The following is a 13415-nucleotide window of genomic DNA, read 5'->3' on the forward strand; positions in this document are numbered from 1 at the left end:
GAATTTTGACAACTTACCGTAATTCGCGTCTGCTGTGCACCATTGTAACTATTGCCCTGTTGTTGACCGTTGTACCACTGGGTTTGGGGGCTGCGCCTTCCACCGCAGCTGCTTCGAGTTCTTCAGCACCGGTTAATCCGGATGCTTCAGCTGAAGCTGTCAAGCTGCTTGACAATCTGTACTCCATTTCCGGAAAAGGCATTATCACAGGCCAGCATGACTACCTGGAGAGCCCGGATGAGTTCAGCAACAAACTGAAGGGAACCAGCGGACAGTTCGCTGCCCTCCATGGCTTCGAGCTTGGTGTGATCAGCGGCCAGTCGGAAAGTACTGCAGCAACTCAGCGCAAAAATGTAGTGAACAGTGCGATCAACTGGTATAAAAATGGCGGCATCGTCGCTATGACCTTCCATGAGCAACTGCCAGGGACTTCTTATCTGTGGTCCAATGTGCAGAAGACACTCAGCCAAGAGGACTTCAATAAGTATGTAACACCTGGAACAGCCCAATACAACAGCCTCATCGCCGATCTGGACAAAGTGGCGGTTTCACTCAAAAGCTTGCGGGACGCGGGCGTTCCTGTACTTTGGAGACCTTACCATGAAATGAACGGCAACTGGTTCTGGTGGGGGAAGAAGAACAATTTTGCGGAACTTTGGAATATTATGTATGACCGCTTTGTGGGCGTTCATCAATTAAACAACCTGCTGTGGGTATGGAACCCGAATGCTCCCAATGCCTGGTCTGATCCATATGAACTGACCTATCCGGGAGCGGATAAGGTAGACATCCTTGCAGCAGATATATATAACAATGATTATATGAACAAGTATTATGACGACCTGTTGAGTCTCGCCAACGGCAAACCCATTGCTATCGGTGAAAATGGTGAAATGCCAAGTACAGCCAAGCTCCAGCTTTCCCAGAGAAAATGGGTATACATGATGAACTGGGGAAAAATGCTCTATGAGAATAACAGTACAGATACCATCAAAAATTTCATGAGTGACAGCTATACAGTATCGCTTAATGAATATAAAGCGGAGGTAGTGCAGACACCTGCTCCGACTGCCACACCAACGGCAACGCCAACTGCCACACCGACTGCAAAGCCGACTGCAACGCCGACTGCCACAGCAACGCCAACGCCAACTGCTACGCCAGTACCTTTACCCACAGCAACGGTAAAGCCAATAACCACTCCGGCGTCCGGTGATAATGTACAAACGCCTGTTGTGAATGGCCTTCACGGAGAGTATTACAATAACATGACGCTTTCAGGCACACCTGCAAAGGTACGTGACGACGCGCTGCTTAATTTCAACTGGCGTCAAGGCTCACCGGACAGCTCCATAAAGGTAGATGGGGTCTCGGCCCGCTGGACAGGGAAAATCAAGCCTTTATACAGCGAGACCTACCAGATTATCACTACTTCTGACGATGGTATCCGTGTCTGGATTAACGGCACAGCCGTAATCGACAGCTGGACCAAGCAGAGCGGAACTGAACGTATCGGAAGTATCGCTATGACGGCTGGACAGCTCTATGATATCAGAGTGGAATATTATGAGAATGCAGGCGATGCCAACATCCGTCTGATGTGGCAAAGCGCAAGCCAGGTCAAAGCGACCGTCCCAACAAGCGCATTGTTTGTAAATACGTCAGCAGCCAGCGTTAGCAAAACCTCGTTGGCGCTTGTAGAAGCACCAACGCCGGTGCCAACACCGACACCAACGCCGGTGTCAACACCGACACCAACGCCGGTGTCAACACCGACACCAACGCCGGTGCCAACACCGACACCAACGCCGGTGCCAACACCGACACCAACGCCGGTGCCAACGCCGGTGCCAACACCGACACCGACGCCGGTGCCAACACCGACACCAACGCCAGTGCCAACACCGGCACCAACGCCGGTGCCAACACCGATACCAACGCCGGCTCTAACAGCGGCGGCTACTGCTGCAAACGGACTGCAGGCGGAATATTTTAATAACATGCAGTTAACCGGTGTTCCGGCAGTTGTACGCACCGATGCTTTGCTGGATTTCAACTGGCGGCTGGGTACACCGGATGCTGCGATTGGCATTGATTTCTTTTCCGTAAGATGGAGTGGCAAGATCAAACCGCTGTATAGCGAAACCTATCAGATTTATACAACATCAGATGATGGTGTCCGCGTTTGGATCAATAACACTCTTGTCATTGACAGCTGGATGAAGCAGAGCGGGACCGAACGCACAGGAAGCATAAGCCTGCAAGCCGGGCAACTATATGATATCAAAGTGGAGTATTATGAGAACCAAGGGGATGCAAGAGCGCGGCTGATGTGGGAAAGTCCAAGTCAAGTCAAAGGGACGGTCCCTGCCAGCGCACTGTTCCTTCCTTCCGCTTCCTAAAGTACTGCTGAATTCATCACCGAACGCCGATACTGGTTAAGACGTTACAATTCTAAAATCCTAAAAGTCCGATGGCCCTGCTGAACAGCAGGGCTACTAAGCTATTAGTCTGTATGGCCGCAGGTTGGTGTAACCCTTGGAGGGAAGACCATCCATAAGCGTCAATACAGCACTTGAGGCTGGAGAGAGGAGATTACATTGAACACTTACCGTAAGTACCGGCTTTTTATTACGATTATACCTATTATTTTCATCCTTTCCCTGCTGCCATGGAGTGAGGTGCGTAGTCTTGCCGTTGAACGAAGTATAGACATTCCTGCGGAGGCGGAGGCAGTTCCACCAGTGAATCCTGCGGCTTCGAAGGAAGCTGCCAGCCTGCTCAATTATCTGGTTAACCTGGGGGGAAAAGGCATGATTTCCGGGCAGCATGATTATCTGGAGAGCCCGGATGAATACAACAACAAGCTGAAGAATGCAACGGGAGATTATGCCGTCTTGCATGGGTATGAGCTTGGAGCGATCAACAACCAGTCCGAGAGGACTATTGCCCGTCAGCGGCAGGGTGTTGTGGATAGCGCTATCGAATGGTATGAAGATGGCGGCATTGTGGCAATGACGTTCCATCAGAATCTACCCGGCACAACTCCTGAATGGGCGAACGTCCACACGAGTCTTAGCCAGGAGGCGTTCGATGCCTACGTAACTCCGGGCACCCCTCAATACAAAAGCCTCCTTGCTTCCCTTGATGAGATTGCCGTTTATCTGGGGGAATTGCGGGATGCAGGGGTTCCTGTCCTGTGGCGTCCATATCACGAGATGAACGGGAACTGGTTCTGGTGGGGGCAAAAGGATAACTTTTCCAAGCTCTGGGACATCACTTACGACCGTTTGGTCAACAAGCATAAACTAAATAATCTATTGTGGGTGTGGAATCCGAATGCACCGAATGAGTGGGCAGATCCTTATAGTGCCTACTACCCGGGGGCGGATAAGGTGGATATATTGGCAGCAGATATCTACAATAATGATTACAAGCAGTCCTACTATTCAGATTTGCTCAATCTGGCTGATGGCAAGCCTATTGGCATAGGAGAGAGTGGAGAGCTTCCAGACCCTGTCACATTGTCTCAAACCCAGCGTAAATGGGTATATACGATGACATGGGGGAAAATGCTGACTGAAAAAAACGACCTCCAGAAAATCCGGAGCTTTATGACGGATAAGTACACGGTTTCGAGAAAGGAATACATTGAATCCCTAAGCGACAAACCGAACACTCCGGTGCCCGTTATTGCCAAAAAAGGCTTAACAGGAGAATATTTCAACAATGCCGAACTCTCAGGGACGCCTGCACTGATCCGTAATGACAAGAAGATTGATTTTAACTGGCATGGAAACGGTCCGGCTGCGGGCCTTAATAAGGACACATTCTCCGTTCGCTGGACGGGTAAAATTAAGGCAGGCTATAGTGAGATGTATACCTTCACTGCTTCCTCGGATGATGGCATACGTGTATGGATCGGCGGCCAGCTAATCATCGACAGCTGGAAGAAGCAAAGTGGTGTCAGCCGCGAAGGAAGCATGCAGCTAAGCGCAGGAGTCTCTTATGACATTAAGGTCGAGTATTACGAGAACCGCGGAGATGCAAGCATCCGTTTGATGTGGGAAAGTCCGAGCCAGAAGAGTGCGGTCATTTCCCCAAGCGCCCTTTCCTTTCCTTGATGAACGAAGCAGACCAGCCTTTACAGAGTTGAACACGCACCCCGGAAGAAAGCGAGGACAAGGGAATGAGAACTAGGACTAAGAAAAAAACATACAAGCCTCTTCACATACTGCTGAAATTCGTAGCACTGACCGTCTTGTTTCTGTTGTCCGTCTCTGTCTTCGGAGATGAAGGAACGAATAGGGGCAAGGTGGAAGTAGATATGAACAAGCTATCCTCAGCGGGTGATGTGGGACCGGAGCTGCCAGAGGGCACAGTGCTCTGGCAGCTGGGACAGCATGATGGATCTGCTGGAGAATTTGCCGAGACTGGCACCGCGAATGTGGAGGAAACGGTTAATGCCGCTTCTTCCGCTCAAAAAGCCTCTGTACTCCAGAAGATCCCTTCTGGACTCAGGGGGGATACCAATCCCGAACTGCGGATTTCGTACAAGCTGGATAAGATCCCGGTGAACGGGGTCTTATTTCGCGTAAGCATCCTGGATGCATACAAATCCGTTCCGCAGATGAGCGTGTTCTCCAACCGCCAGCTCTCGGGGATCATTCAGATCGCCGGTGTTTCCGGAACGGACAGCAAATATACCTTCCAAAAAACATATGAGCTGTATATTCCGAAGGAGCAGCTGGTTACCGGTACCAATGAGCTGAAGCTGCAGGTAGCGCGCGGAATTTATTCCTCTGACATGGAGGATAAATACAACTGGTGGACCTGGGACAACCTCAGCCTGGAGTCCCTGAAGTCTCCGATCAAGGAGCCGATTCATGGCAGCTACACCCTGACCGGCACTATGGTCAACAATAAGCAGTTTTATTTTGACGAAGGTGCGGTTACGCATCTGCCTTATATTATGAAGTGGCTCGGAGTAGCTTATAGCGGGAATATTATGCGCACCAGCTGTGCCAGCGATGTGGGGCGTTCCTGTTCCAATATGGGGGATTATTACAAGGTCCTCAAAGATTACAATATGCAGGCTGTAGCTTTGTACCTGTATACCGGAGATATCAAGCTTAAGGAAGATGGCTCGCTGCCGGATGATGCGGAGAAGAAGCTAACCGATTATTTCGAACAGTACAGCCCGTACTTCCAGTATTATGAGGTGGATAATGAGCCGGGGCTGTTCAACCGTTCCAAGGCGGTGAACCTGGCTATTGCCGAATGGCTGAACAAAAAAGGCAAGACCATCGCCCCTCATCTGAAGACCGTAGCTCCAGGCTGGGCCTATTGGCCGAATTACAGTAAGGATTCCTGCGGCAATCAGAAGGGCACGGCACGCCAGTGCGGCGATCCGGACGGCTGGGAACGTGATCCGGAGCAGCGGGAGGAGCTGGAGAAAGTCACCGATCTGACGAATGGACATTCCTACGGGGAGTCCTATATTTTCAGCAACGGAGGCAGTTTTACCGAGAATCTCAAAACCTTTGGCGGAGCTGCGGACGGACTTCGCAAAAAAATGCTGACGACGGAGTTCGGAACCTCCGACTCTCATGTGGATGCTTACCAATACGGGGCCTCAGAGCGCACGGCGGCGGTGTTTGACCGGATTATGCGCGCTCATATCGGTTATGCGGATATGTTTGTGCAGCATGCCGCTTTTTTCAAGAATTTTAGTTTGTTCAAATACGGCTTTAATCTGGAAGAGCATGATCCGGCAAAAACGGAAATCTATTATACCAAGAAGGGTGAGGATTCCCGGGTCAGTATCATGAGACGGCTGGATCTGGCCTATGCAACACACGGTGCTCCGCTCAGCTATAACATCACCAATAAGAATGCGTTAGCTGACAAATTGGTCTATGTCCGTGCGGTAGATACCTCTACACTTGAGCCTTTGGCGGGTAGCGGGGCCACCTCAAACAAGGTCCTGGTGAACTTTGTGAACTTCGAAGAGACCCCGCAAACCGTTACGGTGAAGGTGACGATGCCTAAGAAAACCGTGTATGAGGGCGAACGCTTTGGTAATGGCGATACGTATGAAGAAGCCCGAAGCTACGTTTCGGATAAAAAGGCTACACCTGTTCTTGAATTTACAGAAACGCTCGCACCAGGAGAGGCAGTACAGTATATACTGGAGCCCTCATCCGAGGTAGCGGACGTTGCGCCTCAAGGCTTAAACGCGGCAGCCGTCAAAGGGCTGGCTGTTAAGCTGAGCTGGCTGGAGGCCCCTGGAGCAAGTTATGAAGTGCTCCGGGCCGAGGGTTCAAGCAGTGATATGAAAGTGATTGCAAGTGGTATAACCGATACCGGGTATACAGATAGCAATCTGAATGAAGGCACGCTATATACTTACGCGGTAAGAGTGGCGGGCTCAGGAGTTATGTCGGAAAAAACTCAGATTACCGCGACTGGATTGGTTCCTTTGGACCGTTCGGATTGGAAGGTGTCATCCAATGTGAATACGGAAGCCTCTAATCCGGCGAATGCCATTGACGGAGACAGGCGGACTCGCTGGGATACCGGCAAACACCAGGCATCGGGAGAATATTTTCAGATTGATCTTGGCCAAGTACATTCAGTGGAAGCTGTTGATTTGGACTATACCTTATCTTCGTATGATTATCCCCGGGGCTATGAGCTATATATTTCGGATGATGCTAAGAACTGGAACATGATCGTTTCGGGTAAAGGAAAACTGGAGATGACCAAAATTGTGTTTGCCCCGGTCAAAACCAGATATATCCGGATATTGCAGACCGGATCTGGCGGGAATTACTGGTCGATCCAAGAAATGCAGGTATACTCAAGAGAATAGCATCTGGATAACCTCCGTGGATTCACAGAGCCACTGGGGTTTTTTACTGCGAATTGGGAAAGCTGAATACAGCATTGGTTACTTTGGAGGCCCACTGCTTACCAGAAAGGCGGTACCATAGACATGACTCACCTAGCGGACAATATTATTTTAGTGCTGGCTGCGCTGATGCTGGTGGGTGTGCTCTCCACCAAATTCTCCACACGTTTTGGCATGCCGGCGCTGGTGCTGTTCATCGCTGCGGGAATGGTGCTCAGCCGCTTTGTTTTTTTTAACAATGCCTCATTGACACAAGTAGCCGGTATTTTTGCGTTGATCGTTATTTTGTTTGAGGGCGGTATGCAGACCAGCATGAAGGACATCCGGCCTATCATCGCACCAGCGCTATCATTGGCTACGGTAGGAGTGCTCCTGACGACAGTGATTGTGGGAATATTCGCAAGACTTGTACTGGATGTGCCATGGGCTGAAAGCCTGCTGTTCGGAGCAATCGTGGGCTCCACCGATGCGGCAGCCGTGTTCTCCGTGCTCGGCGGCAAAAATATTGATAAGCGCCTGACTTCTACACTGGAGGCAGAATCAGGAAGCAACGATCCGATGGCTGTTTTTTTGACGGTATCGTTAATTGAATGGATTCAGCATCCCAATACAGCCGTTTGGAGCCTCATGCTGTCCTTTATCTGGGAAATGGGGATAGGCCTGTTCATGGGGATTGCTGTCGGGAAGCTTGCCGTCTATTTGATAAACCGGATTAATCTGGAATCCACCGGGCTGTATCCGGTAATGGCAATAGGATTCGCTGTATTGACCTATGGCCTTGCAGTGACGGTGCACAGCAGCGGCCTTCTGGCGGTATACATCATGGGTCTGACTCTGGGTAACTCCGAGCTGATGTATCACCGTACCATCATGAATTTTAATCACGGCTTTGCATGGATGATGCAAATCGCGATGTTCACACTGCTGGGCCTGCTTGTATTTCCTGATGAGCTGACGGAGATTGCCTGGCAGGGCCTGCTGTTGTCAGTTATTCTCATGCTGGTCGCAAGACCGGTTGGGGTATTCCTAAGCCTGCTGTTTTCCAGGTTCTCGCTCCGGGAGAAAACGCTGATCTCCTGGGCTGGACTTCGCGGGGCGGTACCGATTGTATTGGCGACCTATCCACTGCTGGCGGGGCTTCCCCAAGGGCAATTATTTTTCAATGTAGTATTCTTTGTGGTATTGACCTCGGCAGTCATTCAAGGAACGACCATTTCCCCGTTGGCCTCCAGACTGAAGCTGGTTGGCAAAGACGATGCCCAGCCTTCGCTAATGGAGCTGGTGGCACTCGGCAAGACGGATTCCGAATTCAATCATATTGCCATCGACAAGCATATGCCCATAGCCGGTATGCAGATCGCACAGATGGGGCTGCCCGATGATATTCTCTTTACTGCCATCATCCGCAATAAAAGTATCGTGACCCCGCACGGGAGTACTGTTATTGAGCCTGGTGATACAGTCTATGTGCTCAGCCCTAAATCCAAGCGAGACGAGATGAGATCCATCTTCCGGAGCGGCAAAGGTAAGGCGGCGGAATCCAATATTCCTATGGTTTAAAAACAGATTGCAAAAGAATGAGAAATGTGTTAAATTGTATATAGATTTAGAACGAGTCTAAATACAAATAATATATATAGGTCACAGGAGGGTATTGGAATGAGTACACAAATTAAAAGCCAGACTGAACTGCACGCTGCCTTGAACCGCCAAACCGCAAATTGGACACTGCTTGGAGTCAAGCTGCATCACTATCACTGGTATGTGAGCGGATCGCAATTCTTCACGCTACATGCCAAATTTGAAGAGCTGTATACCGAAGCAGCTACATATGTGGATGATCTGGCAGAACGCCTGCTTGCTATTGGTGGACAACCGGCCTCGACCATGGCACAATATTTAGCCCTGTCTGAGCTTAAGGAAGCCGTTGGCGGTGAAACAGCCAAGGAAATGGTTGCTCAGCTGGTTAAGGACTTTGCTGTTGTGGCTGAAGAGCTGAAGAGCACGATTTCAGCTGCAGAAGAACTGAGCGATCAGCCTACTGCCGACCTGCTGACTGGAATCAGAAGCAGTGTCGAGAAATCCTCCTGGATGCTGAACGCTTTTATGGGATAATACAGAAGCTGAGGAAGTGAAGAGAGCTTCCCGATCGCTTGAGCATAATAGCAATATATACAAAGAGCGCCGCGCGATGTGAATTCGCGGGCGCTCTTTTGCGGGTGTCTGGGCTACTTAATGAAGACTCCGCCGAAAGGAATGGCTTCACGCAGAAACCGCTTGATAATGCCGTCTTCATTATTGTCACGCTCGAAGCGGCGGCTTTGGCGTCCAGCCTGAAACATCACCGGCCCGTGACCGGTCATTTTCCAGTGGTAGCTCATATGCTGGCTGGCTAAGTGATTGCCGTAGACTGTCAGTTCAAGCTTGGCATTTTCGGGATAAGCGATGATACTGCCGGCATCAATGTATATTGGATCGAAGGGATGCAGCTCGGCTTCACATACCGTTCCTTCGGTCAGAATACCGATGCTCCCCGGTCCGGAGAACTTGACCTTGATAATGTCGCGTGTCACAAACATGTTCTTCATGCTTAGCACTCTTGTCTGCATGGTGATTCCTTTGCTGTAGAAGAACAAATGCCTGAAATCATAGAGCAAATCGCTTTTCCCGTCCAGATGGAAGGTCTTGACGCGGTAGCCGGGAGGTAAAGCGGCTACAAAGCGGCAGGGTCCGGTCATATCCGAACGGATCAGTTTGCGTTTGCGGTACATTCCCTTGACATCCATCAGCCGGTCCGCACGGCCTGAAGAAGGGCCTTGATATGCGATAATTTGCTGCGGATGCAGCACATGGATCTCCTCGTTCGCTTCTACAGTGAAGGCCACGGCTTGTCCGCTGCCGCTGTCACCTTCATCCTGGATATCAATGTTCATCCTTTACACTCCCTCATGTACTCATTAACCCAGGCGGTCACTTTTTCTGGACCGGTGGCGCATGCCCAGCCGCAGCAGCCGGATCATCAGGAAGTAACCGAGCACAAGTGCAATTCCGGTATAAATAGTATTTTTGATCCGGTTATAGTACTTTTCCCTGGCCGTACGATCATCTTTCAGTTCATTGACCACTTGGCTAAGCTTGCGGTTCTGTTCCTGCAGAGCGGCGTTCTGGGTTTGATAGTCTGCCATCTGCTGCAGGGTCTGGCCCAATTGGTCTTTAGTCTGCCCAAGCTCCTCCTTCGTCTGCTGAAGCTCCTCCGCCGTTTGCTGATAACTCTCCTGCAGCTTGTTAACCTCACCAGGAAGCTCCGAGAAACTCTGCAATCCATTGTATATATCATTGATATAATTAGCTTTTGCCGCAGGAGCGGGAAAGATGATTGACAATCCCAGGAGCAGCAGTGCTGAAGACAACAATTTGGCATAAGTGCGTTTTACCTTTTGCTTCATTATAAATCACCACCTGTATTAGGCTAGCCTTCCTTCTTTATTTTAGCATAGCAGGACAACATTCGCGCGGCATATGGTGCCGAAGATGGGCCGGATTTGGCGGTTTAAGGGGTTATTTCTCCTGAATGACAACCACCTATCAGTAATACCGCATAAGCCTCCTGATGGTTTCTATTTCATGGTTGAAAAGGTACAGTCCTGTAAGTGGGCAGCAAAGGCGTATCTGATGTCTACCGTTTCCGCTTAAATTAACGTATACTTTGTACGGAAAGGGGCTGCATGCTATGAATAAATGGCTCAAAACCCTGCTGTTTCTTGCAGGTTCTGCACTTCTAACCCGGTGGATACCGTTCTCTTCGCTGTTTCGTAATCTGGATACCCTGTTCCATGAATTTGGCCATGCGCTGGTGACACTGTTGCTCTCGGGCAGAGTGCTGCGGATTGAACTGTACGCGGATCACAGCGGAGTTACCTATTCGGCAATCGAAGCGGGTGGAAAAGCGATTCTGGTATCACTTGCGGGTTACCTGTTGGCGTCTGTATTCTCGCTCCTGCTATTCTATTTATATACTAGAGGGCGCTATCCATGGGGGCTGATCATGGCCTCCGGCGTGGCCCTGATCATGCTTGTCCTGTATGTGCGGGGCGGCTTTGGAATGCTGTGGCTAAGCGGATTCATCCTGTTAAATCTCATGATGCTGTTGGTCTGGCCAAAGGCCGGCAAATATTATTATTTATTTCTGGCTTTTCTAACCCTGGAGGAATCCGTCACGGGTACACTGTTTCTGGTCTCGGCTGCGGCAATTACACCAGACCGTGCGGGCGATGCGACCAATCTGGCAAGACTTACACCTCTGCCTGCCTTTGTCTGGGCACTCCTGTTCTTTGTATTCTCGCTGCTGTGTGCAAAATGGGCACTCGGGTTCTTTTTCGAGGGGGAACGGAGCAGACGCTACTCGGACAAACTACTAAAATAATGGCAATCTTCCGCCATCTTTAGACAAAAGAATGAGCTTTCGCAAAGAGGCACTCTACTTTACAGGGGGAGTGGCTCTTTTTTTGTCGATATTATAGGACCGAACATATATTCCATGACAAGGAGTTGTCCGCCAATATTGGTACATTAATAGAAGACCCAAAAAAAGAAAGAGGTGGAAATATGCAAGCAAGTATTCAACCCATATTTACATGGAGCCAGGAACGGATTTTTGCCGGCGGAACCCAAAATGTCATTCTGCTCATAGAGTGGAAGGGGATTTCGGGGAAGGAAGAATCCCGTAGGCAGAGCCGGAAGGTGGTAGCCCGTGAGATTGAACTTAGGATCTGGCTGGAGGCGCATGTGACCTTCACTGAATGTCATGGCTGCACCGCAGAAGCCGGAGAAGGACGTTCTATACTGCTAAGGCTTGGAAAAATACAATCCAAGGCACGTAAATTTATCGCATTGGAATTCTCAATGGCAGCTAAACCGGCGGGAATACATGAAGCTCTCTGGCTGCAGTGGCAATACAAGCAGCCTCCGGTAGAACGGATCCGCGAGCTGCCACTGAAAAAACTCAGCTTGGAGTATTCGCATCATACGGATGTGTTGTCAGAAAAATGCTGCTTCCATGTAGAGAAGCATTTGGAGCTGCTGAAGACAAAAAAACTGCTGGAAGAAGCGGTGTTGCATCGGACAAAAAGCTCTGTGCAGACGGACTTCGAGCATCTCCGGAGGCAAGCGGATGACCTGCTGCTCCTGGCGGCCAGATCAGGAGATATGCAGCTTGTGAAGGAAGCGGAAACCGTGTATAAACAGCTTGACTCAGAGGTTAATGTATGGAGTAAGACCGCAACAAGATAGAGAGCTCTCCGGCATATAAGCAATCCTGCCAATACATACATAAGATCAATCCATCATAGAAGTTTGCTTGGATTTGTTGACTGCTAATATGATTTTTATATGTGGTAATATAGTAAAATAGTTCTATTATATTTATTAATTTCGGTTATAAGATCATTGGTTATAGATACATATAACTAATTTACTTAAAATAATGGGTCTATTTTACCATGAACTCAAGGGGAACTGAAAATGACAGACCGATTGATCCGGCTAATGCGCATCATTACGCTAGTACAAGCCAAACCTGGAATTTTGGCCCGTGAACTGGCGGAACGCTGCGGTAACAGCGAGAGAACGATATACAGGGATATGGACGCGCTGAGTGCCATGCACATCCCTATAACCCATTTGGGACATGGGAAAGGATATGCTTTTATAGGTAATTTTGCTTTATATCCTCTGGATTGGTCGGAAGAAGAATCGGCCGCTTTTTCACAACTGCGAGGCATTTTGGATGATATCAAACCCATGCTGCCTCCCAGCTTTGAGAGCGCCTACGAGAAAGTAATGGCCGCAGCCTATAAGCAGAAGGCGGAAAGGGAAGAAACCATGGAAACTGCCAAGAAAGAAGCAGGACAGCTCTGGATGGAAAGAAGCGGATACCAGGATGAGCCGCCCCCCTTTTTGACTGAAATATTGGCCGCCATTATGAAGCAAAGCAGTATTCTAGCCGACTATAGTTACAATTCCTATGAAGAAAGAGGCATCCGAATTGACCCATACTGCCTTGTTCCCTTGGAGAATCGTTATCATTTAATCGGTTTTTGTCATCGATTCGGGATTATCCGGACGTTTCATCTGGGTGGGTTCTCTAACGTAAAGCCGACGAATCACTGGTTTTCCAAAGAGCAATTTGATCTGCAGGCTTTTATGGAGGAGAAATGGTCTCTGGACCAGGACAGTCTGCAGGTAGAGTTCAAGATCAGGTTTTCGGAACGGATGATGGACCGGATCAAAAATGAGGATATGTTCGTGAGGCCGAGCAAGGTTGACCGTCAGAGCAGGTGTGTGCATTTTAAAGTGGCGGTGGAACAGGACATTGGTTTTGTCCGCTGGATCTTAAAATTTGAAGAAGAGGCGGAGATTGTAGAGCCTCTCTATTATCGGGAATTGCTGAGAAATCAATTGGAAAAATGGCTATCACTATATAAATAGCGATATATTTATTTAA

10 protein-coding genes are annotated in these 13415 nt (G+C 49.4%); 8 read left to right on the forward strand and 2 right to left on the reverse strand.

The window, feature by feature from the left end; translation table 11 throughout:
• Positions 1–5 precede the first annotated feature (5 nt).
• From A3848_RS31140 to A3848_RS00975, 5 genes are all read left to right on the forward strand, one after another.
• Positions 6–2402: a glycosyl hydrolase gene (locus tag A3848_RS31140; RefSeq protein WP_256702111.1), complete on the forward strand. Its 2397-nt coding sequence runs from the start codon at positions 6–8 to the stop codon at positions 2400–2402.
• Between the two features lie 198 nt (positions 2403–2600).
• On the forward strand, positions 2601–4124 hold the full coding sequence (locus A3848_RS00960; protein ID WP_074083072.1) for a glycosyl hydrolase: 1524 nt from the start codon (positions 2601–2603) through the stop codon (positions 4122–4124).
• Between the two features lie 65 nt (positions 4125–4189).
• Positions 4190–6874 carry a discoidin domain-containing protein gene (locus tag A3848_RS00965; RefSeq protein WP_371916070.1) on the forward strand — a complete coding sequence of 895 codons (2685 nt, stop codon included), beginning with the start codon at positions 4190–4192 and terminating at the stop codon, positions 6872–6874.
• Positions 6875–6997: 123 nt separating this feature from the next.
• Entirely contained in the window at positions 6998–8473 is a 1476-nt protein-coding gene (locus tag A3848_RS00970; protein ID WP_074083074.1) for a potassium/proton antiporter, read from the forward strand.
• Positions 8474–8572: 99 nt separating this feature from the next.
• Entirely contained in the window at positions 8573–9028 is a 456-nt protein-coding gene (locus A3848_RS00975) for a Dps family protein (RefSeq protein ID WP_074083076.1), read from the forward strand.
• 113 nt (positions 9029–9141) lie between these two features.
• Here A3848_RS00975 and A3848_RS00980 read toward each other — a convergent pair whose 3' ends face one another.
• Both A3848_RS00980 and A3848_RS00985 read right to left on the reverse strand, forming a co-directional pair.
• Complete coding sequence (locus A3848_RS00980; protein WP_074083078.1) at positions 9142–9846, reverse strand: AIM24 family protein; 705 nt, start codon at positions 9844–9846, stop codon at positions 9142–9144.
• A 24-nt stretch (positions 9847–9870) separates the two neighbouring features.
• Positions 9871–10359 (reverse strand): hypothetical protein, encoded by a 489-nt coding sequence (locus A3848_RS00985; RefSeq protein ID WP_074083080.1) that lies wholly within the window; start codon positions 10357–10359, stop codon positions 9871–9873.
• Positions 10360–10643: 284 nt separating this feature from the next.
• Here A3848_RS00985 and A3848_RS00990 point away from each other — a divergent pair, with 284 nt between their 5' ends.
• From A3848_RS00990 to A3848_RS01000, 3 genes are all read left to right on the forward strand, one after another.
• Positions 10644–11336: a M50 family metallopeptidase gene (locus A3848_RS00990; RefSeq protein WP_074083082.1), complete on the forward strand. Its 693-nt coding sequence runs from the start codon at positions 10644–10646 to the stop codon at positions 11334–11336.
• 182 nt (positions 11337–11518) lie between these two features.
• Positions 11519–12202, forward strand: coding sequence for a hypothetical protein (locus A3848_RS00995; protein WP_074083083.1), 684 nt, complete (start codon positions 11519–11521; stop codon positions 12200–12202).
• A gap of 231 nt (positions 12203–12433) precedes the next feature.
• Positions 12434–13399, forward strand: coding sequence for a helix-turn-helix transcriptional regulator (locus tag A3848_RS01000; RefSeq protein WP_074083084.1), 966 nt, complete (start codon positions 12434–12436; stop codon positions 13397–13399).
• Positions 13400–13415 lie beyond the last annotated feature (16 nt).

The organism is Paenibacillus sp. P32E (assembly GCF_001909085.1).
Lineage (GTDB): Bacteria > Bacillota > Bacilli > Paenibacillales > Paenibacillaceae > Paenibacillus_AQ > Paenibacillus_AQ helianthi.

Coding starts and splice junctions, on each gene's coding strand:
- A3848_RS00980 (WP_074083078.1), bottom strand. CDS start 9,846: ATGAACATTGATATCCAGGATGAAGGTGACAGCGGCAGCGGACAAGCC.
- A3848_RS00995 (WP_074083083.1), top strand. CDS start 11,519: ATGCAAGCAAGTATTCAACCCATATTTACATGGAGCCAGGAACGGATT.
- A3848_RS00975 (WP_074083076.1), top strand. CDS start 8,573: ATGAGTACACAAATTAAAAGCCAGACTGAACTGCACGCTGCCTTGAAC.
- A3848_RS00990 (WP_074083082.1), top strand. CDS start 10,644: ATGAATAAATGGCTCAAAACCCTGCTGTTTCTTGCAGGTTCTGCACTT.
- A3848_RS00970 (WP_074083074.1), top strand. CDS start 6,998: ATGACTCACCTAGCGGACAATATTATTTTAGTGCTGGCTGCGCTGATG.
- A3848_RS00985 (WP_074083080.1), bottom strand. CDS start 10,359: ATGAAGCAAAAGGTAAAACGCACTTATGCCAAATTGTTGTCTTCAGCA.
- A3848_RS00965 (WP_371916070.1), top strand. CDS start 4,190: ATGAGAACTAGGACTAAGAAAAAAACATACAAGCCTCTTCACATACTG.
- A3848_RS01000 (WP_074083084.1), top strand. CDS start 12,434: ATGACAGACCGATTGATCCGGCTAATGCGCATCATTACGCTAGTACAA.